Consider the following 20,665-nt stretch of genomic DNA (forward strand, 5'->3'; position numbering starts at 1 on the left):
AACGACCGTGAATCTGAACGCGACGATCTTCTTCCAGATGCTCGTGTTCTTCGTACTGGGTTGGTTCACGATGAAGTTCGTGTGGCCGCCCCTGACGAAGGCGATGGATGAACGCCGCCAGAAAATCGCCGACGGCCTGGCCGCTGCCGAGAAAGGCAAGGCCGACCTGGCCCAGGCGCAGGCGCGCATCAGTCTCATCGAAGCATCGGCCAAGTCCGAGACGCACACCCGCATCGCCGAGGCGGAAAAACAGGCCGCCCAGTTGATCGAGCAGGCCCGCCGCGAGGCCGAGGCCGAGCGCGCCCGCATCCAGGCGCAGGCCCGGCAGGACGCCGAGCAGGAAGTCCAGCGCGTGCGTGATTCGCTGCGCGAAGAAGTGGCTGCGCTGGCCGTCAAGGGCGCCGAGCAGATCCTCAAGCGCGAAATCGACGCGCGCGCGCACGCCGAGCTGCTGAACCAGCTCAAGGCCCAGCTCTAAATTTCAGGAAAGCCATGGCTGAACTTTCGACCGTCGCCAGACCTTATGCCGAGGCACTGTTTGGTGCCGCACGTGACGATCGCGCGGGCCTGGCGGCCTGGAGCGAGCTGGTTGCGCAGATGGCGCAGGTGGCGGCCCACCCCGAGGTGGGCAGTGCCTTGTCCGATCCGCGCCTGTCCAGCGCCCAGCGCGCCGAGCTGTTCGCCGGCCTGCTGCGCGGCGAGCTGCCGCAGGCGGGGCGCAACTTCATCGTCCTGCTGGCCGAGAACGACCGCCTGCTGCTGCTGCCCGAGATCGCCCGGCAATTCGAGGCGCTGCGCAACCGCCACGAAGGCGTGGCCGTGGCCGAGATCACCAGCGCCTTCGAGATGGACGACACGCAGGTCAAGGAACTGCTGGCCGGACTCGAAAAGAAATTCGGCACCAAGCTGACCGCCCAGGTCAAGGTCGACCCGTCGCTGATTGGCGGCGTGCGCGTGGCCGTGGGCGACCAGGTACTCGACACTTCCGTGCAGGCCCAATTGGCGCGCATGCGCGACACGCTGGCGGCTTAAGGCCAGATAACAGGATTCCAGGAGTCTGAACATGCAACTCAATCCGTCAGAGATCAGCGAACTGCTGAAAAGCCGCATCGAAGGCATCGGCGCCTCGACCGACATCCGCACGCAGGGCACGGTCGTCTCCGTGACCGACGGCATCACCCGCATCCACGGCCTGTCGGACGTGATGCAGGGCGAAATGCTCGAATTTCCCAACAACGTCTTCGGCCTGGCCCTGAACCTCGAGCGCGACTCGGTGGGCGCGGTGATCCTGGGCGACTACACCGGGGTGTCCGAGGGCGACGCCGTCAAGACCACCGGCCGGATCCTGGCCGTGCCGGTCGGCCCCGAGCTGCGTGGCCGCGTGCTCAACGCGCTGGGCGAGCCCATCGACGGCAAGGGCCCGCACAATGCCAAGCAGACCGACGTGATCGAGAAGGTCGCGCCGGGCGTGATCGCCCGCCAGTCGGTGTCGCAGCCGCTGCAAACCGGCATCAAGGCCATCGACGCCATGGTGCCCATCGGCCGCGGCCAGCGCGAGCTGATCATCGGCGATCGCCAGACCGGCAAGACCGCCGTGGCGGTGGACACCATCATCAGCCAGAAGGGCAAGGGCGTCACCTGCGTGTACGTCGCCATCGGCCAGAAGGCGTCGACCATCAACAACGTGGTGCGCAAGCTGGAAGAGCACGGCGCGATGGAATACACCATCGTCGTGGCCGCCGCCGCGTCCGATTCGGCCGCCATGCAGTACCTGTCGGCCTATGCCGGCTGCACCATGGGCGAGTACTTCCGCGACCGCGGCGAAGACGCCCTGATCATCTATGACGACCTGACCAAGCAGGCCTGGGCCTATCGCCAGATCTCGCTGCTGCTGCGCCGTCCGCCCGGCCGCGAAGCCTATCCCGGCGACGTGTTCTACCTGCACTCGCGCCTGCTCGAGCGCGCCGCGCGCGTGAACGAGGAGTACGTCGAGAAGTTCACCAACGGCCAGGTCAAGGGCAAGACCGGCTCGCTGACCGCGCTGCCGATCATCGAGACCCAGGCCGGCGACGTATCGGCCTTCGTGCCGACCAACGTGATCTCGATCACCGACGGCCAGATCTTCCTGGAAACCGACCTGTTCAACGCCGGCGTGCGTCCGGCCATCAACGCCGGTATCTCGGTGTCGCGCGTGGGCGGCGCCGCCCAGACCAAGGTCATCAAGAAGCTCTCGGGCGGTATCCGTACCGACCTGGCGCAGTACCGCGAACTGGCCGCCTTCGCGCAGTTCGCCTCGGACCTGGACGAATCGACCCGCCGCCAGCTCGAGCGCGGCAAGCGCGTGGTCGAGCTGCTCAAGCAGCCCCAGTACCAGCCGCTGCAGGTCTGGGAACTGGCCGTCTCGCTGTACGCCGTGAACAACGGCCACCTGGACGACGTGGACGTCACGCAGGTGCTCAGCTTCGAGAAGGCGCTCAAGGATCACCTCAAGTCCAAGCATGCCGAGCTGGTGCAGCGCATCGAGGACAAGAAGGAGCTCTCCAAGGACGACGACGTCGAGCTGGCGAGCGCGATCCAGGAGTTCAAGAAGCACGGTGCTTTTTAAGGTCATTGACCGCTAGGAGCGGGACAGGCGCGGCAAGGATGGCCGCCGCGCCGCCCGCCCAAGACACGAGCCGGCAGGGTCCGCCCGTGTAGCGTCTAAACAGGAAGCGCAATGCCCGGAATCAAGGAAATCCGAACCAAGATCAAGAGCGTGCAAAACACGCGCAAGATCACCAAGGCGATGGAGATGGTGGCTGCATCCAAAATGCGCAAGGCGCAGGAACGGATGCGGGCCGGCCGCCCCTATGCCACCAAGGTGCGTGAGATCGCCACGCACCTGATGCAGGCCCATCCCGACTACAGCCATCCCTATCTGCAGCAGCCCGAGCAGCTGCGTTCGGTGGGCGTGGTCCTGGTCACGACCGACAAGGGCCTGTGCGGCGGCCTGAACACCAACATCTCGCGCCTGCTGCTGAACAAGCTCAAGGAGTTCGAGCAGCAGGGCGTCAAGGTCCAGACCACGGCGTTCGGCAACAAGGGCCTGAACCTGCTGACCCGCCTGCAGAGCAACCTGGTGTCGCAAGAGACGCAGCTGGGCGACGTGCCCAACCTCGAGCGCCTGCTGGGCGCGCTCAAGGTGCAGCTCGATGCCTTCCTGGAAGGCCGCATCGACGCGCTGTACATCGCCACCAGCCGCTTCGTGAACACCATGCGCCAGGAGCCCGTGTTCCTGCGCCTGCTGCCGCTGCCCGACGGCCTGCAGGATCCCTTCCAGGCCGGCGCCGATGGCCAGGCCGAGCAGAGCGCGCCGCAAAGCAAGTATGGCTGGGACTACATCTACGAACCGGATGCCGCGACCGTCATCGACGACCTGCTGCAGCGCTACGTCGAGGGCCTGGTCTACCAGGCCGTGGCCGAGAACATGGCCTCCGAGCAGTCGGCCCGGATGGTGGCCATGAAGGCGGCCTCGGACAACGCCAAGAAAGTCATCGGCGATCTGCAGCTGGTCTACAACAAGACCCGCCAGGCCGCCATTACCAAAGAAATCTCCGAAATCGTGGGGGGCGCTGCCGCCGTCTGACGCCCCGCGCCAGCCAGCCACAGCATTGCCTTCAGACAGTTATCAAGCAAGGAATCGACATGAGCATCGGAACCATCGTTCAGTGCATCGGCGCCGTGGTGGACATTCAGTTTCCCCGCGATCAGATGCCCAAGATCTACGCCGCCCTCACGCTGGCCGACGAGAGCTCGTCGTTCGCCGAAAAGGGCCTGACCTTCGAAGTGCAGCAGCAGCTGGGCGACGGCGTGGTGCGCACCATCGCCATGGGCTCGTCCGACGGCCTGCGCCGCGGCATGGCCGTCAAGGACACCGGCGCGCCCATCTCGGTGCCCGTGGGCACGGCCACGCTGGGCCGGATCATGGACGTGCTGGGCCGTCCCATCGACGAAGTCGGCCCCATCGAGACCGATGAGCGCCGCGCCATCCACCAGGACGCGCCGGCCTTCGACGAACTGTCGCCCTCGGTCGAACTGCTCGAGACCGGCATCAAGGTGATCGACCTGGTCTGCCCCTTCGCCAAGGGCGGCAAGGTGGGCCTGTTCGGCGGCGCCGGCGTGGGCAAGACCGTGAACATGCTCGAGCTGATCAACAACATCGCCAAGCAGCACAGCGGCCTGTCGGTGTTCGCCGGCGTGGGCGAGCGCACCCGCGAAGGCAACGACTTCTATCACGAGATGGCCGAGGCCGGCGTGATCAAGATGGACAACCTGTCCGAGTCCAAGGTGGCCATGGTGTTCGGCCAGATGAACGAGCCGCCGGGCAACCGCCTGCGCGTGGCGCTCTCGGGCCTGACCATGGCCGAGAAGTTCCGCGACGAAGGCCGCGACATCCTGTTCTTCGTGGACAACATCTACCGCTACACCCTGGCCGGCACCGAAGTGTCGGCGCTGCTGGGCCGCATGCCCTCGGCGGTGGGCTACCAGCCCACGCTGGCCGAGGAAATGGGCAAGCTGCAAGAGCGGATCACATCGACCAAGACCGGTTCGATCACCTCGATCCAGGCCGTGTACGTGCCGGCGGACGACCTGACCGATCCGTCGCCCGCCACCACCTTCCTGCACCTGGACTCGACCGTGGTGCTTTCGCGCGACATCGCCGCGCTGGGTATCTACCCCGCCGTGGACCCGCTCGATTCCACCAGCCGCCAGCTCGACCCGCAGGTGGTGGGCGAAGAGCACTACGCCGTGGCCCGCCGCGTGCAGCAGACGCTGCAGCGCTACAAGGAACTGCGCGACATCATCGCGATCCTGGGCATGGACGAGCTCTCGCCGGAAGACAAGCAGGCCGTGGCCCGCGCGCGCAAGATCCAACGTTTCCTGTCGCAGCCCTTCCACGTGGCCGAGGTGTTCACCGGCGCGCCCGGCAAGTACGTGCCGCTGGCCGAGACCATCCGCGGCTTCAAGATGATCGTGGACGGCGAATGCGATGCGATCCCCGAGCAGGCCTTCTACATGGTCGGCACCATCGATGAAGCCTTCGAGAAGGCCAAGAAACTGCAATAAGGATTCCCTATGGCTACCCTGCATGTAGACGTCGTCAGCGCGGAAGAATCGATCTTCGCCGGTGAGGCCAAGTTCGTGACGCTGCCTGGCGAGTCGGGCGAGCTGGGCATCCTGCCCGGCCACACGCCGCTCATCTCGCGCATCCGTCCCGGCACGGTCAAGATCGTGCGTCCGGACGACAGCGAGGAAAGCGTGTTCGTGGCCGGCGGCATCCTCGAGGTGCAGCCGGGCAGCGTCACGGTGCTGTCGGATACCGCCATCCGCGCGGCCGACCTGGACGAAGCCAAGGCCGTGGCCGCGCGCCAGCGCGCCGAAGAGGCGCTGCGCAACGCCACCGACAAGGCCACCATCGCCGCGGTCGAGGCCGAGCTGGCCATGCTGGCCGCGCAGACGCTGGCCGCCCGCAAGGCTTCGCAGGCGAACCGCTCGCATCACTGAAATCGCTGAACGTCCTGTGCCGCCCGCCGGCTCCAGGCAAGAAACCCACCGGCATGCCGGTGGGTTTTTTGTTTCAGGGGCGGCGGGCGCCGCTCGTCACGCTTGGGCAGCCGCCGTGCGGGCGCGCACGTAATGGTCGATCGCGGCCAGTGCCAGTGCGTCGATGGAGTCGGTCACGGGCACCGGCAAGGCCTGGCGCATGGCATGCGGCACCGCCAGCGGCAGTTCGGTGCAGCCCAGCACCACCGCCTGGGCGCCGCGCTGGGCCAGGCGTGCGATGCATTGGATGGCGGGGGCTTGGGCGTGCTCGAGCCGGTTGGATTTGACCGCCTGGATCGCCGGGATGCACAGGTCTTGCATTTCCTCGGGCGTGGGCAGCAGGCATTCGTAGCCCCGCCGGGCCAGGATGTCCTGGTAAAGGCCCAGCGCCAGCGTGGCGGCGGTGCCCATCAGGCCGATACGGCCGCTTGCCAGGCCCTGGCGCCGCAAGTCGTCGGCCGCCGCGTCGACGATGTGCAGAATGGGGGCCGACGAGGCCTGCTGCAGCGACTCGAACCACAGATGGGCCGTATTGCAGGGGATGGCGACGCATTGCACGCCGGCCGCATTGAGCTGGCGCAGGCCGGCCAGCATGCCGGGCAGCGGATCGGCGCCCTGTTGCAGCCGGGCGCTGCTGCGGTCCGGAATGCGCGGATCGTTGAGCAACAGGGTGGGGATGTGCTGCTGGTCCGTATCGGCGGGCGTCAGGGCGGCCAGGCGCAGCGCGAAGCTGGCGCCTGCCAGCGGGCCCATGCCGCCCAGCACGCCCAGAAAGCAGGGGCGCGGCGTATTCATGGCCGCGCCTGCGAGGCCGGCTGCAGCACCTGGCCGGGCCGTGCGCCGGTGGCCTGGCCGTTGGCCCAGACGCGTTGCCCGTTGACCCATACCCCTTCGATGCCGTGACTGGCCTGTACGGGATGCGAGAAGGTCGCGCGGTCCGAGACGGTGTCAGGGTCGAACAGCACCAGGTCGGCATGAAAGCCGGGACGCAGCAGCCCGCGTTCGGCCAGTCCATACTGCGCGGCGGCCAGGCCGGTCATCTTGTGGATCGCATCGGGCAGCTCCAGCAGTCTTTCCTCCCGCACCATGCGCCGCAATACCTGGGTGAAGGTGCCCCACTGGCGCGGATGCGGGTGGGGGTCGAACGGCAGGCCGTCCGATCCCACCATGGTCAGGGGATGTTGCAGGATGCGGTTCACATCCGCGGGATCCATCAGGAAATAGATCGCGCCGGCCGGCGACAGCCGGGCCAGCGTCGCCTCGTCGTCCAGCCCGAATTCGTGCATCAGCGCGTCGAAGTCGCGGCCGGCGGCCTGCGGATAACCCTTGGACCAGGTCACCATGGTGCGGCGGGCCAGCCGCACCCGGTCCAGCCGCAGCATGGTCGAGGTGGCAGGGTAGGGGTGGCAGTCCAGGCAGACCGGCTGGCTGGCCGATGCCGCCTCGATGCGGGCCAGGGTCTGGCGCGAACGGCCGTGATTGCGTTCGCCGGCCAGCTTGTGGTGCGAGAACACCACGCGAGCCTGGCAAGCCTGGCCGATGGCCAGCGCCTCCTCGATGGCCGCGTCGATGTGGTCGCTCTCGTCGCGCAGGTGGGTCGCATAGATGGCGCCGCGCCCGCGCAGCGGCGCGCAGACGTCGATGATCTCGTCCGTGGGAGCGGCCGCCGCAGGCGGATAGAAGGTGCCGGTGGAAACGCCGAAGGCGCCGGCCTGCATGGCCGCTTCCACCAGGTCGCGCATGCGGGCGCGCTCGGCCGCGGTGGCCGCACGGCTGGTGTCCTGCATGGTGGCCACGCGCAAAGTGGTATGCCCGACCAGCGCAATGACGTTGACCGCCGCCGGCGCCTGCCTGAGCGCCTGGAGCCAGCCGGCAAAGCTGTCGTGGCGAAACAGCTCGGGCGGGCCCAGCAGGTCCAGCGGCTGGGGCAGGGGCCGGCCGGCCAGCGGCGCCAGGCTGATGCCGCAATTGCCGGTCACCACGCTGGTGATTCCCTGCGACACCTTGGGCGTCATGTCGGGATGCACCAGCAGGTAGCCGTCGTCATGGGTATGCGAATCGACGAAACCCGGGGCCAGCGCCTTGCCGCCGGCATCCAGGACCGGGCCGCCCACCGGTACCGGGACATCGCCCACGGCGACGATGCGGCCCGCGCGAACGGCCAGGCCGCCGCGCACCGGTTTCCCGCCAGTGCCGTCGATCAGCAGGGCATTGGTGATGGTCAGGTCTGCTTGCATGGATGGCGCTTCAGTCGAGCTTTTCGATGTTGGCCGTCTCGATGATGTCCCGCCACTTGATGGTCTCGGCGTCGATGAGGGCCTGGAAGTCCTGCGGGGTGCCGCCGGCCGGGATGGCTCCCAGCGCATGCAGGCCGCGCTGCACCTCGGGTTGCCGCAGGGCCTGGTTGATGGCCGTGTTCAGCCGGGCGATGACGTCCTTGGGCGTGCCCTTGGGCGCGACCACGCCGCCCCAGGCGATCGTCTCGTAGCCCTTGACCCCGCTTTCGTCCAGCGTGGGCACGTCGGGCAGCTGCTCCAGCCGCTGCAGGCTGCTGACGCCCAGTGCACGGGCCTTGCCGCTTTGCACCAGCGGAAAGGCCTCCGAGGAGTTGATGAACATGAAGTCCAGCCGCTGGCCCAGCAGGTCTTGCAGGGCGGCGGGACCGCTGTTGTAGGGCACGAACAGCACGTCCACGCCGGCCATGCTCTTGAAAAGCTCGCCGCCCATGTGGCCGGTGGTGCCCACGCCCGAAGCGCCGTACGACAGCAGGCCGGGCTTGGCCTTGGCGGCGTCGATGATCTCCTGCACGGACTTGAACGGGGATTGTGCCGGCACGATCAGCACGTTGTACAGGTTGACCAGGTGCGCCACGGGTTCCAGGTCCGCCTCCACGTCGTAGGGCAGCGTCTTGAACAGCGAACGGTTGACCGCCAGGGTGTTGATGTTGCCGTAGCCGACGGTGTGGCCATCGGCGGCGGCGCGCTTGATCTGCAGGATGCCGATATTGCCGGCGGCGCCGGGCCGGTTCTCGACGACAAAATTGGCGCCGCCCAACTGCTGGGCGGTGTGGTTGGCCACCAGCCGTGAAAGCACGTCCGGCGAGCCGCCCGCGGCCGAAGGCACGATGAACGTGACGGGTTTCTCGGGCCAGGCCGCATGGGCGGCGCCGGCGGCAAGCAGGCAGGTCAAGGCGGCGGCGCGCAGGCCGCGGCTGAGCAGGCGTTTCATGTGATCCCCTTGTGGTTTGGTGTCAAAGCCGAGGCAGGTTATCACCGGGGTCGGCGCGCGCCGTCATCGAAAAATGTCCCAAACCTATAATCGCGGGTTATCGCAATCGAGGGATGCGCCATGCAGGAAGATGCACCGATGGGCGAGGCCGCGGCGGCGGCCGGCACGGGCGGGCGGCCGCTGAACCTGAGGCAGATCGAGGTGTTTCGCGCCATCATGATGTCCGGCTCGATCAGCGCCGCCGGCCGTGCGCTGCACGTATCCCAGCCGGCGGTCAGCCGCGTGCTGGCCTTGACGGAAAGCCGCCTGGGCTACGCCTTGTTCGAACGGGTCAAGAGCCGCCTGGTCCCCACGCCCGAGGCGCGGCGGCTGTATGGCGAGGTCGAGCGCGTGTACGGCGGCATCCAGCGCGTGAACGACCTGGCCGCGTCGCTGGGCCAGCATGGCGCCGGCGCGTTGCGGGTGGTGGCCAGCGCCACCTTCGGGCAATGGCTGGTGCCGCACGCGCTGCAGCGCCTGCTCCAGCGTCATCCGCAAGTGCGCGTGGACTATCGCAGCGTCACCTTCGACGAGATGGAGGGCTACTTCCTCAGCGGCAGGGCCGACGTGGGCCTGTCCATATCGCAGCCCGAGCATCCCAACCTGACGGCGCAGAAGCTGGGGACCGCGCAGACCGTCTGCGTGCTGCCTGCCGATCATCCCCTGTGCCGAAAGACGCATGTCGGCGCGGCCGACCTGTCGGCCGGCGTGCCGTGGATAGGCTATCCGCCCGATACGCCGCTGGGACGCGCGTTGCGGCCCTTCCTGGAAAGCGGGCCGGCCAGCCCGGCGGCCATCGAGGTGCATTCGCCGGTCACCGCCCTGGCCTTCGTGCAGCAAGGGCTGGGTCCGGCGCTGGTGGACCGCTATTGCGTGGCGGGTGAGCCGGGCGCGCGGATCGTGGTCCGGCCCATCGAACCGGCCGTACAGGTCGATATCTGGGCCACGCATTCGAACCTGGAGTCCTTGCCCTTGCTGGGCAAGCGGTTTCTGACGGCGGTGGCCGGCGTGCTGGCCCAGGCCTGAGCGCGGCGGCTATCGAACTTTGTGCGCAAGGCATAACGCGGGGTTATTGCAGGGTGCCGGGCTGCCCGGGCGTGGAGCCAGCGCCGGCGCGGGCTGCCGGCCGGCGGGCGGGCGGGCCGCAGCGCCGGCCCGGCGGTTTTACCGCTTGCCTGTTACGCGGCAAGCTGGCGGGCTTCGCACGAACGAGCAAGCGCCGCACAAAGAGGAGGCCCGCGCAATGAGCAAGACCCGCAACACCCTTGGATTGGCCGTTGCCCAGATGGGCCCGGTGCACCTGGCCGACACGCGCCGGCAGGTCGTGGGCCGGCTGCTGGACATGCTGCGCCAGGCGCATGCGCGCGGCGCGCGGCTGGTCGTGTTTCCCGAGCTTGCGCTGACCACGTTCTTCCCGCGCTATTGGATGAGCGAGGACCAGGCGCAGCAGCGGTTCTTCGAGCGCAGCATGCCCAATCCCGAGGTGCAGCCCCTGTTCGACGAGGCGCGCCGGCTGGGCGTGGGCTTTTACCTGGGCTATGCCGAGCTGACCGCGCAGGGGGTGCCCTACAACACCGCCATCCTGGTGGACGAGCAGGCGCGCATCGTCGGCAAGTACCGCAAGATCCACCTGCCCGGCCACGACGAGCACAAGCCCGATGCCCCGTTCCAGCACCTGGAGAAAAAGTTCTTTCGCGTGGGCGACCAGCCCTTCGGCGTGTGGGACACGATGGGGGCACGCATCGGCATGTGCCTGTGCAACGACCGCCGCTGGCCCGAAACCTGGCGCATGATGTCGCTGCAAAGCGCCGAGCTGGTGGTGCTGGGCTACAACACGCCTTCGCACAACATCCACTGGCCCGAGCCGGCACACCTGCGCATGCACCATCACCTGATCACCTTGCAGGCCAGCGCCTACCAGAACTGCGTCTGGGCGGCGGCGGCGGCCAAGTGCGGCGCGGAGGACGGCCACCACATGATCGGCGGCTCGGTCATCGTGGCGCCGACCGGCGAGATCGCCGCGCAGGCCATCACGGAAGACGACGAAGTGCTGGTGGTGCAGGCCGACCTGGGCGTGGCCGAGGCTTTCCGCCGCCATGTCTTCGATTTTGCGCGGCACCGGCGCCCCGAGCACTATGGCCTGATTACCGAGCGGGTGGGACCCGGGCCGGCGCTGCCGCGCACGGAGTAGGCCGGCCGTACCGTATTGCCCGCTTGCGTATTCTGCGCATAGCCGGATCGCTGTCGCCGCCTTACGCTGGAGGCCTCGTATCAAGGAGTCCAAGCGTATGCGCAGCACCCTGGATTGCGCAGTGTTGATCCCGCCCGCGCATGCGCAGTGGGCACAGGCCTGGCTGGCCGAGCATGCCGATCGCCTGGGGCGGGTACGGCTATGGCCCGTGCCGCTGGCCGGCGAGCCCGGCGGTGCCGTGTCCGGCGGCCAGCCCCCTGGCGCGCAGGTGCTGGCCCGCCTGGGGCCGGTGCTGCAACGCTACGACGCCTGCCTGCTGCCGGTCACGCCCGCCACGCTGGCCTGGAGCCGGATGGCGCTGGCCTGTGCACGAGGCGCGATAAGCGTGCCGCTGCTGGCGCTGGCGCGCGAATTGCGCGCCGCGGCCATGCAGGACCTGTTCGACCTGGGCGTGCAGGACTTCGTGCATGACCGGGCCGGCGCCGAGGAAACCGCGGCGCGCCTGCATGCGCTCCGGCGCCGGGCGAGCGGCGCGCCGGGGTCCGGCGTAACGACGCCCGGCGTTCAGGCACCCGGCCTGCCGGCGTCCGGTCCCATCCAGGGGCGGGCAGGGCCGGGCGTGGCGCTGGCCGAGCCGCCTTCGCCCTATGCTGCGTGCGCCGCGTTATCGCCGGGCGGCGAATCCCATGGCCAGGCCGGCGCCGAGCCGCCTTCCTTTCGCAGCGCCAAGGCCCAGGTCGTCTCGGCCTTCGAGCGGCAGTACATCCGCGAGGCGCTGGCCCGTTCGGCCGGCAACATCGCCGTGGCCTCGCGGGCCGCGCGCAAGCACCGGCGGGCCTTCTGGGCCTTGATGCGCAAGCATCGCATCGACGCGGCGCCCTATCGCGAGGCGGCGCTGGCGCCGCAGGTCCCGCCTGGCGCCGGCGCATCCCGGCGGTGCGGGTAAAATCGCCGCTTGCCAGAAACAAGGAAGGCCGTGTCCGCTCCCGTCCTCAAGAACGATGTCTTTCTGCGCGCCTTGCTGCGCGAGCCCGTGCCCTACACGCCCGTCTGGCTGATGCGCCAGGCCGGCCGCTATCTGCCCGAATACAACGCCACGCGGGCCCGCGCCGGCTCCTTCCTGGGGCTGGCCAAGCACCCCGAGCTGGCCTGCGAGGTCACGTTGCAGCCCCTGGCGCGCTACCAGCTGGATGCGGCCATCCTGTTCTCCGATATCCTGACCGTGCCCGACGCCATGGGGCTGGGGTTGAACTTCGTGGCCGGCGAAGGGCCGCAGTTCGCGCATCCGGTGCGCACCGAGGCCGACGTGGCCCGCCTGGCGGTGCCCGACCTGGAACGGTTGCGCTACGTCTTTGACGCGGTCTCGGTGATCCGCCGCGAGCTGCAAGGCAGGGTGCCGCTGATCGGTTTTGCAGGCAGCCCCTGGACCATAGCCTGCTACATGGTCGAGGGGCGGGGCAGCGACGATTACCGCCAGATCAAGAGCATGCTGTATGCGCGCCCCGATCTGCTGCACCGCATGCTCGAGATCAACGCCCAGGCCACTGCCCAGTACCTGAACGCCCAGATCGAGGCCGGCGCCCAGGCCGTCATGATCTTCGACAGCTGGGGCGGCGTGCTGGCCGACGGCCTGTTCCAGCAGTTTTCGCTGGCCTATACGCGCAAGGTGGTGGCCGGCCTGGTGCGCGAGCGCGACGCAAGGCCGGTGCCCGTCATCGTGTTTACCAAGGGCGGCGGCCTGTGGCTCGAAGAAATCGCCGCCTGTGGCTGCGATGCGGTCGGGGTGGACTGGACGGTCAACCTGGCCCAGGCGCGCCGGCGCGTCGACGACCGCGTGGCCTTGCAGGGCAACCTGGATCCCATGACCCTGTTCGGCGGCGAGGCGGCGGTGCGCGCCCAGGCGCGGCGGGTGCTGGACGACTATGGCCCGGTGGGCGCCGGCGGCCATGTCTTCAACCTGGGGCACGGCATCTCCCAGCACACGCCGCCCGAGGCCGTGGCCTGGCTGGTGGACGAGGTGCACGCTTATAGCGCTGCCTTGCACCGTTGACAAGGGGTGTGCTCTCGCCCGCCGGCATGGGGGGTAAGTGCCTGCTTGCGTCGGGAAGGGCCTATCGAGCACATCGCGTCGCCCGACTTGTGCACAGCGGAATTGCAACCGAGGGAAAACCCGTGCCCCGCGCGAGACGAAATCCAGATTTTCTTGCAAGTGATTGAATTAAAAAGAATATTCAGTTCTGGAAAAAGTGTCTTTGACCATCCGCGAGAGCTGTGCTAGCTAGGAAGCGTCAGGGCGCGCATCATTTTCCCCAAAGTTATCCACAGACCTGTCCCGGGATTTCATTTTTCTTGCGGACGATTCGTTTAGCTACACATCCCAGATTCCACTTTAAGTTCTTGCTGCCCCAACGCCCCTCCCATGGCTGACTCCCACGCCTCCGATCGCTCCTGCCGCTGGGTCCGCGTGGTCCTGGACGTGCCGCTGCCCGGGCCTTTCGACTACCGCCACGACGGCCCCATCGAGGCCGGCACGCGGGTGATCGTGCCGTTCGGCCGGCGCAAGCTGGTGGGCGTGGTGGTGGACAACCCGGCCGAGCCGGCGTTCGATCCGGCGCAGATCAAGGCGGTGGAGGCGGTGCTGCAGGACCTGCCGCCGCTGTCGCCCGATTGGCTCAGGCTGGCGCGCTTTGCGGCCGACTACTACCAGCGGCCCTTGGGCGAGGTGATATTGCCCGCCTTGCCGGGGCCTTTGCGCAAGGTCTCGGCCTACCAGGGCAAGCGCTCGGCCGGCGGGCCGGTGGCGCGCCAGTCGCGCCGCCGCCGCGCCCAGGCCGGGCAGGATGCCGCCGCGGGCGAGCCGCCGGCCCTGAACGCGCCGCAGCAGGCGGCCGTCGATGCGCTGCTGGGCTGCCAGGGTTTCGGCGCATGGCTGCTGCACGGCGTGACCGGCAGCGGCAAGACCGAGGTCTACCTGCGCGCGGCCGAGGGCGTGCTGGGCCGCGGACTGCAGGTGCTGATGCTGGTGCCCGAGATCAACCTGACGCCGCAGTTCGAGGCGGCCCTGCGGGCGCGGCTGCGCCACGTGGCCGGAGAGGACGGGCTGGCCGTGCTGCACAGCGGCCTGGCCGATGGCGAGCGCCTGGCCTCCTGGACGCGGGCGGCCAGCGGCCAGGCCCGCATCGTGCTGGGCACCCGCCTGGCGGTGTTCGCGCCGCTGCAATCGCCGGGCCTGATCGTGGTGGACGAAGAGCACGATCCGTCCTACAAGCAGCAGGACGGCCTGCGCTATTCGGCGCGCGACCTGGCCGTCTGGCGCGCGCGCGACCAAGGCGTGCCGGTGGTGCTGGGCTCGGCCACGCCCTCGCTGGAGACCTGGCATCACGCCCAGCGGGGCCACTACCGGCTGCTGAGCCTGCCCGACCGGGCGCGCGCCAGCAGCCTGCCGGCCGTGCGGCTGATCGACACGCGGCGGCTCTACATGGAAAACGGCATGTCGCCGCAACTGCTCGAGGGCATAGGCGAGCGCCTGGCGCGCGGCGAGCAGTCGCTGGTTTTCCTGAACCGGCGCGGCTATTCGCCCGCGCTGCATTGCCCTTCCTGCGGCTGGGTCAGCAAGTGCCCGCGCTGCACGGCCTTCTCGGTGCTGCATCGCGGGCCGCATGGCAAGCACAGGCTGCAATGCCATCATTGCGGCCACCAGGCCCGCGTGCCGCACGCCTGCCCCGATTGCGGCGACCAGGACCTGCGCCCCATGGGGCGGGGCACCCAGCGCATCGAGGAGACGCTGGCGCAAGCGTTTCCGGCCGCGCGCATCGCGCGCATCGATGCCGACAGCACGCGGCGCAAGGGCAGCGCCCAGGCGCTGTTCGCCCAGGTGCATGCCGGCGAGATCGACATCCTGGTGGGCACGCAGATGGTGGCCAAGGGACACGATTTTGCGCGCCTGTCGCTGGTGGGCGTGCTCAATGCCGACGCGATGCTGTTCTCGCAGGATTTCCGCGCGCCCGAGCGCCTGTTTGCCCAGCTGATGCAAGTGTCGGGCCGGGCCGGCCGCCACGACCTGCCCGGCGAAGTGCTGATCCAGACCGGCTATCCCGAGCAGTTCGTCTACCAGGCGCTGATGCGCCACGACTACCAGGGCTTTGCCCGCCACGCCCTGCAAGAGCGCGAGGCCACCGGCATGCCGCCTTATGCCTACCAGGCGCTGCTCTCGGCCGAGGCGCGCGAGCTGTCCGTGGCCCTGGATTTCCTGCAGGACGCCCGCGAGGCGGGCCTGGCCGGCGCGGCCCCGCCCGAGGGCATTACACTCTACGACCCGGTCCCGCTGCGCATCGTGCGCGTGGCCGACATCGAGCGTGCGCAGCTGCTCGCCGAAAGCGGCTCGCGCCCGGCGCTGCAGGCCTTCCTGCGCGGCTGGGTGCGCCGGCTGCCCGAACTGGCCGGCAGCCGGGTGCGCTGGCAGCTCGAGGTCGATCCCCTGGAAATCTGAAGAAGCCTCATGTCCAATTCCGTTCCGGCCGGCTTGAACCCCGCGCAGCGCGAGGCCGTGCTGTACCTGGACGGCCCGTGCCTGGTCCTGGCCGGCGCGGGCTCGGGCAAGACGCGGGTCATCACCCAGAAGATCGCCTACCTGTTGCAGGATTGCGGCTACATGGCCCGCAACGTCGTCGCGCTGACCTTTACCAACAAGGCCGCGCGGGAGATGGACGAACGGGTCAAGACGCTGGTCGATCCGCGCATCGCCAAGGGCCTGACCATCAGCACCTTTCATTCGCTGGGCGTGCGCATGCTGCGCGAGGAGGCCCGCCATGCCGGCCTGAAGCCGCAGTTCTCCATCCTGGACGCCGATGACGCCATGGCCATCATCCAGGAGATGCTGGCCACCACCGACCGCGGCCGGCTGCGCGCCGTGCAGTCCACCATTTCGCTGTGGAAGAACGCCCTGGTGGGGCCGGACGAGGCCGAGCGCAGCGCACAGACCGCCGGCGAGGCCGAGGCCGCGCGCATCTACCGCAGCTACGATGCCACGCTGGCGGCCTACCAGTCGGTGGACTTCGACGACCTGATCCGCATTCCGGCCCTGCTGATGGCGCACAACGAAGAGGTGCGCACGCGCTGGCAGAACCGGGTGCGCTACCTGCTGGTGGACGAATACCAGGACACCAACGTGTGCCAGTACCAGCTGGTGCGCTGGCTGACCGGCTTGCGCGACCAGTTCACCGCGGTGGGCGACGACGACCAGGCCATCTACGCCTGGCGCGGCGCCACCATGGAGAACCTGGCCAAGCTCACCACCGACTACCCGGGCCTGAAGGTCATCAAGCTCGAGCAGAACTACCGTTCGGTGCAGCGCATCCTGCTGGCGGCCAACAACGTCATCCAGAAGAATCCCAAGCTGTTCGAGAAAAAGCTGTGGTCCGACCTGGGCGTGGGCGAGCCCATCGAGGTCGTGGCCATGAACGACGAGGAGGCCGAGGCGCAGAGCATCGCCATGAAGATCTCGGCGGCGCGCTTCGAGCGGCGCGCGCAATGGCGCGATTTCGCGGTGCTGTATCGCAGCAACCACCAGGCGCGCGTGATCGAGCAGGCGCTGCGCACCGCCAAGATCCCCTATACGATCGCCGGCGGGCAGAGCTTCTTCGACAAGGCCGAGATCCGCGACGTGCTCAGCTACCTGCGCCTGATCGCCAACGACTCGGACGACCCGGCTTTCATCCGGGCGGCCACCACGCCGCGCCGGGGCATCGGCCAGGCTACGCTGCAGGCGCTGGGCCAGTACGCTGCCGAGAGGCAGGTCTCGCTGTTCGAAGCCGCTTTCGAGCAAGGCCTGGAGGCGCGGCTGGCGCCGCGCCAGATCGAGCCCCTGCGCACCTTCGCCGAGTTCATCCAGCGCATGCAGTGGCGGGCCGGGCGGGGCGCCGAGGGGCGTTCGGCCAGGCCGGCCGAGCCGGCCGGCCAACTGCTGGACGACCTGATGGCGGCCATCGACTACGAGCGCTACCTGTACGACACCCTGGACGAGAAGCCCGCGCAGACGCGCTGGCTGAACGTGCTGGAGCTGACCGGCTGGCTCAAGCGCAAGGCCGAGGAAGACGGGCTGAACCTGTTCGAGCTGGTGCAGCACGTGGCCCTGGTCACCATGCTGGAGCGCCAGGGCGAGGAAGAGCCCGACGCGGTCAAGCTCTCCACCCTGCATGCCTCCAAGGGGCTGGAATACCCGCATGTGTACCTGGCCGGCGTCGAGGAGGGGCTGCTGCCGCACCTGGGCAAGGACGACGAGCAGGGCGATCCGGCCCGCGCCGCCGAATCGCTGGCCTCGCGCATCGAGGAAGAGCGCCGGCTCATGTATGTGGGCATCACGCGCGCCCAGCGCAGCCTGTGCCTGAGCTGGTGCAAGAAGCGCCGGCGCGCGCGCGAGGACGTGGTGCGCGAGCCGTCGCGCTTCATCGAGGAAATGGGGCTGGGCAGCGGCGGGCCGCAAGAGGACGATGCCACGGCCAGGCTCAGCCCGAAGGAGCGGCTGGGCATGCTCAAGGCCTTGCTGGCCAAGGGGCCGCAGAAGGTCGGCTAATACGCTGCAGAGGGGAAATCAGGAAAGGTCGCTGCGCGGCATGGCGGCCATTTCGGCGGAAATGGTGGCCTGCGCAGTCTGCCGGACGCCCGAAGAGGCCGGAACGGCGGGAGCGATGGCGGCAACAGAGGGCGCAAAGCGCCGGGGAACTGGCCCTACCGCAGTCGATGCGGCAAAGGCGCCAACGATGACGGGCAACGCCAACCGCCCGTCATCGTCTTGCGGACCTTACCAATCGGAACCCGAACGCAGGCCGTGGACCTTGCGGGCCCGTTCCATCTCGGCGTTGACTTCGTCGAAGAAGGCGACGGTGGCGACCAGGCCGCGCAGCGTGCCGCGGGCGGCGCGGGCGAGCAGGCCGCCGGCGTTCAGGGAGGATTGGCGGGCCATGGCGCTACGGACCACGTCGCGCTCGAGCGTGTCGGTCAGGCGGGCATTCGGGGAAAGAGTAGCGTGGCTCATGGCGTTTCCTTGTGTGTGTGAACTAAGTGAATACCAGTATAGGGTATTCCCTAGGTGCGGTGCAACAAAAACCTAGGGGTAACCCTAGTTGTGTGGTATATCCACACACGCTAGGCCTATTTGCCCGGGTTTAATCCGGAAAAACGCCGGTCCAGGGCCGGGCGCGGCGGCAAGGCCTTGCCGCGCCGCAAGGGTGGGCGGGCCGGCTCAGCAGCCGCCAGCCAGGGCGTGCCGGGCCGCCAGGTATTCCTGCTCCAGGCGGTCGACGATGGCGCTAACCGGTTCGATCGCCCCGGTGTGGCCCACGCCCTGGCCCGCGCCCCAGATGTCCCGCCATGCCTTGCTGCGGCCCGAGCCGAATACCGCGCCGGCCGGGCCGGGGGCGGGCAGCTCGTCCGGGTCCAGGCCGGCGGCCTGGATGCTGGGCCGCAGGTAGTTGCCCGGGATGCCGGTGAAACTGGGGGTGTAGACGATGTCGGCGGCCCGCGCCTGGACCACCATCTGCTTGTAGGCCGGCGCCGCGTGCGATTCCTCGGCGGCGATGAAGCGCGTGCCCATGTAGACCAGGTCGGCGCCCAGCGCCTGGGCGGCCAGGATGCCGCGGCCCGTGCCGATGGCGCCGGCAAGCACCAGCGGGCCGTCGTAGAAGCGGCGGATCTCCTCGACCAGGGCGAAGGGGCTGAGCGTGCCGGCATGGCCGCCTGCGCCGGCGCACACCAGGATCAAGCCGTCCACGCCGGCCTCCAGCGCCTTCTCGGCATGGCGCACCGTGGTGACGTCGTGCAACACCCGGCCGCCCCAGCCGTGGATGGCGCCCACCACCTGCTGCGGCGCCCGCAGGCTGGTGATGACGAAAGGCACCCGGTGGCGCGCGCAGGTTTGCATGTCGTGCTCGAGGCGCTCGTTCGAGGGATGGATGATCTGGTTGACCGCATAGGGCGCCACCGGGCGCCCGGGGTGGGCGCTGCGCCAGGCGGCCAGGCCCTGTTCGAGGGTGTTCAGCCAGTTGTCCAGTTCCTGGGCCGGCCTGGCGTTCAGGGCCGGGAAGGCGCCCATGATGCCGCTGGTGCACTGGGCCAGCACCAGTTCGGGCTGGGACAGGATGAACATCGGCGAGCCGATGACAGGCAGGCGCAGGGTCCGGCAAAGCTCCTGGACGAGCGGCGAGGCCATGGCGTGGTTCCTTGGTGTCGGCAAAGGCCCAAGCATGCCACGAGAGCGCCGCGTGCGTCACAGCGCCGTTTCCGGGCCGGCCGGCTGACCGCCGCCGCCGGACTGGGGCACAATGCGCGTTTGCCGTTAGTCTTTACTTATTGGATAGGGGAAACCATGCCGATACGATCTGCGCCGCTGGACGGGATCCGGGTGCTGGACCTGACGCGCGTGCTGGCCGGGCCCTGGTGCACGCAGAATCTCGCCGACCTGGGCGCCGACGTGATCAAGATCGAGCGGCCCGGCGGCGGCGACGATACGCGGGGCTGGGGGCCGCCCTACCTGAAGGATGCGCAGGGCCAGAGCACCGGTGAAGCCGCCTATTACCTGTCGGCCAACCGCAACAAGCGCTCGGTGGCCATCGACATCGCCACGCCCCAAGGCGCCGAGGCGATCCGCCGGCTGGCGGCCGACAGCGACGTGCTGGTCGAGAACTTCAAGGCGGGCGGCCTGAAGAAGTACGGCCTGGATTACGCCAGCCTGAAGGCCGTCAATCCCCGCCTGATCTACTGTTCGATCACCGGTTTCGGCCAGACGGGCCCCTATGCCTCGCGTCCGGGCTACGACTTCATGATCCAGGGCATGGGCGGCCTGATGAGCATCACCGGCGAGCGCGACGACCTGCCCGGCGGCGGGCCGCAGAAGGCCGGCGTGGCGGTGGCCGACCTGATGACCGGGATGTACGCCACCACGGCCATCCTGGCCGCGCTGCACGAGCGTCACCGCAGCGGCCTGGGCCAGCATATCGACATGGCCCTGCTCGATTGCCAGGTCGCCATGCTGGCCAACCAGAACCTGAACTACCTGACTTCGGGCGTGGCGCCGGCGCGGGCCGGCAACGCGCACCAGAACCTGGTGCCCTACCAGGTCTTTGCCGCGCGCGACGGGCACCTGATCGTGGCGGTGGGCAACGACAGCCAGTTCCGCGCCTATTGCCAGGTCATCGGCATGCCCGAACTGGCGCAGGATGCCCGCTTTGCGACCAATCCGGGACGCGTGGTCAACCGCGAGGCGCTGGTGCCCATCCTGGCCGAGCGCATGCGCGACGGGTTGCGCGATGACTGGCTGCAAAGCCTGGAACGGGCAGGCGTGCCCGCCGGGCCGATCAACACGCTGGAGCAGGTGTACGAGGACCCGCAGGTGCAGGCGCGCGAGTTGCGCCGCGAATTGCCCCACCCGCTGGCCGGCGCCGTGCCGCTGACGGGCAGTCCCCTGCGTTTTTCGGATACGCCGGTGCAATACCGCCGTGCCCCGCCGCTGCTGGGCGAGCACACGCAGGAAGTGCTGCGCGAGCGGCTGGGGCTGTCGGACGAGGAGATTGCCGCGCTGCAAGGAGGCGGACGCTGACAGCGTGCCCCCTCATCCGCAGGGCCGCCGGA

Annotated in this window: 18 protein-coding genes; 13 read left to right on the top strand and 5 right to left on the bottom strand. The window is 68.8% G+C overall.

Annotated features, from left to right (window positions below):
* Window positions 1-7 precede the first annotated feature (7 nt).
* The 6 genes from V8Z80_RS07400 (at window position 8) to V8Z80_RS07425 (ending at window position 5,544) form a co-directional block, all read left to right on the top strand.
* Complete coding sequence (locus V8Z80_RS07400) at window positions 8-478, top strand: F0F1 ATP synthase subunit B (protein WP_336061549.1); 471 nt, start codon at window positions 8-10, stop codon at window positions 476-478.
* A 14-nt stretch (window positions 479-492) separates the two neighbouring features.
* Window positions 493-1,032, top strand: coding sequence for a F0F1 ATP synthase subunit delta (locus tag V8Z80_RS07405; RefSeq protein ID WP_155196476.1), 540 nt, complete (start codon window positions 493-495; stop codon window positions 1,030-1,032).
* A 31-nt stretch (window positions 1,033-1,063) separates the two neighbouring features.
* Window positions 1,064-2,605, top strand: a complete 1,542-nt coding sequence (gene atpA, locus V8Z80_RS07410) for a F0F1 ATP synthase subunit alpha (protein WP_155196475.1) — start codon at window positions 1,064-1,066, stop codon at window positions 2,603-2,605.
* Between the two features lie 111 nt (window positions 2,606-2,716).
* Window positions 2,717-3,625 carry a F0F1 ATP synthase subunit gamma gene (atpG, locus tag V8Z80_RS07415; protein ID WP_155196474.1) on the top strand — a complete coding sequence of 303 codons (909 nt, stop codon included), beginning with the start codon at window positions 2,717-2,719 and terminating at the stop codon, window positions 3,623-3,625.
* A gap of 59 nt (window positions 3,626-3,684) precedes the next feature.
* Window positions 3,685-5,106, top strand: a complete 1,422-nt coding sequence (gene atpD / locus V8Z80_RS07420; RefSeq protein WP_155196473.1) for a F0F1 ATP synthase subunit beta — start codon at window positions 3,685-3,687, stop codon at window positions 5,104-5,106.
* 9 nt (window positions 5,107-5,115) lie between these two features.
* Window positions 5,116-5,544: a F0F1 ATP synthase subunit epsilon gene (locus V8Z80_RS07425; protein ID WP_155196472.1), complete on the top strand. Its 429-nt coding sequence runs from the start codon at window positions 5,116-5,118 to the stop codon at window positions 5,542-5,544.
* 96 nt (window positions 5,545-5,640) lie between these two features.
* Here V8Z80_RS07425 and V8Z80_RS07430 read toward each other — a convergent pair whose 3' ends face one another.
* Genes V8Z80_RS07430 through V8Z80_RS07440 form a run of 3 tightly spaced genes read right to left on the bottom strand, consistent with a single transcriptional unit; the run spans window position 5,641 to window position 8,811 of the window.
* A complete protein-coding gene (locus tag V8Z80_RS07430; RefSeq protein ID WP_155196471.1) occupies window positions 5,641-6,378 on the bottom strand; it encodes an aspartate/glutamate racemase family protein in 738 nt (245 codons plus the stop codon).
* Window positions 6,375-7,820: an N-acyl-D-amino-acid deacylase family protein gene (locus V8Z80_RS07435; RefSeq protein WP_336061550.1), complete on the bottom strand. Its 1,446-nt coding sequence runs from the start codon at window positions 7,818-7,820 to the stop codon at window positions 6,375-6,377. The genes V8Z80_RS07430 and V8Z80_RS07435 overlap by 4 nt, the downstream gene beginning before the upstream one ends.
* A 10-nt stretch (window positions 7,821-7,830) precedes the next feature.
* Window positions 7,831-8,811, bottom strand: a complete 981-nt coding sequence (locus tag V8Z80_RS07440; RefSeq protein WP_336061551.1) for a Bug family tripartite tricarboxylate transporter substrate binding protein — start codon at window positions 8,809-8,811, stop codon at window positions 7,831-7,833.
* A 120-nt stretch (window positions 8,812-8,931) separates the two neighbouring features.
* Between V8Z80_RS07440 and V8Z80_RS07445 the strand changes: the two genes are divergently transcribed.
* From V8Z80_RS07445 to V8Z80_RS07470, 6 genes are all read left to right on the top strand, one after another.
* Complete coding sequence (locus tag V8Z80_RS07445; RefSeq protein WP_336061552.1) at window positions 8,932-9,876, top strand: LysR family transcriptional regulator; 945 nt, start codon at window positions 8,932-8,934, stop codon at window positions 9,874-9,876.
* A 217-nt stretch (window positions 9,877-10,093) separates the two neighbouring features.
* Window positions 10,094-11,041: an N-carbamoyl-D-amino-acid hydrolase gene (locus tag V8Z80_RS07450; protein WP_155196468.1), complete on the top strand. Its 948-nt coding sequence runs from the start codon at window positions 10,094-10,096 to the stop codon at window positions 11,039-11,041.
* 97 nt (window positions 11,042-11,138) lie between these two features.
* Window positions 11,139-11,987 carry a hypothetical protein gene (locus tag V8Z80_RS07455; protein WP_336061553.1) on the top strand — a complete coding sequence of 283 codons (849 nt, stop codon included), beginning with the start codon at window positions 11,139-11,141 and terminating at the stop codon, window positions 11,985-11,987.
* 30 nt (window positions 11,988-12,017) lie between these two features.
* Window positions 12,018-13,091: a uroporphyrinogen decarboxylase gene (gene hemE, locus V8Z80_RS07460; RefSeq protein ID WP_336061554.1), complete on the top strand. Its 1,074-nt coding sequence runs from the start codon at window positions 12,018-12,020 to the stop codon at window positions 13,089-13,091.
* Window positions 13,092-13,460: 369 nt separating this feature from the next.
* A complete protein-coding gene (locus V8Z80_RS07465) occupies window positions 13,461-15,530 on the top strand; it encodes a primosomal protein N' (RefSeq protein WP_336061555.1) in 2,070 nt (689 codons plus the stop codon).
* 9 nt (window positions 15,531-15,539) lie between these two features.
* On the top strand, window positions 15,540-17,612 hold the full coding sequence (locus tag V8Z80_RS07470; protein WP_336061556.1) for a UvrD-helicase domain-containing protein: 2,073 nt from the start codon (window positions 15,540-15,542) through the stop codon (window positions 17,610-17,612).
* 228 nt (window positions 17,613-17,840) lie between these two features.
* On the opposite strand, the gene V8Z80_RS07475 is transcribed toward V8Z80_RS07470, so the two are convergent.
* Both V8Z80_RS07475 and V8Z80_RS07480 read right to left on the bottom strand, forming a co-directional pair.
* Window positions 17,841-18,074 carry a hypothetical protein gene (locus tag V8Z80_RS07475; RefSeq protein ID WP_336061557.1) on the bottom strand — a complete coding sequence of 78 codons (234 nt, stop codon included), beginning with the start codon at window positions 18,072-18,074 and terminating at the stop codon, window positions 17,841-17,843.
* A 207-nt stretch (window positions 18,075-18,281) separates the two neighbouring features.
* Window positions 18,282-19,247 (bottom strand): NAD(P)H-dependent flavin oxidoreductase, encoded by a 966-nt coding sequence (locus V8Z80_RS07480; RefSeq protein ID WP_336061558.1) that lies wholly within the window; start codon window positions 19,245-19,247, stop codon window positions 18,282-18,284.
* A gap of 156 nt (window positions 19,248-19,403) precedes the next feature.
* Between V8Z80_RS07480 and V8Z80_RS07485 the strand changes: the two genes are divergently transcribed.
* On the top strand, window positions 19,404-20,633 hold the full coding sequence (locus V8Z80_RS07485; protein ID WP_336061559.1) for a CaiB/BaiF CoA transferase family protein: 1,230 nt from the start codon (window positions 19,404-19,406) through the stop codon (window positions 20,631-20,633).
* The last annotated feature ends 32 nt before the right edge of the window (window positions 20,634-20,665 follow it).

Source organism: Orrella sp. JC864, from assembly GCF_037026685.1.
Taxonomy (GTDB): Bacteria; Pseudomonadota; Gammaproteobacteria; order Burkholderiales; family Burkholderiaceae_B; genus Orrella.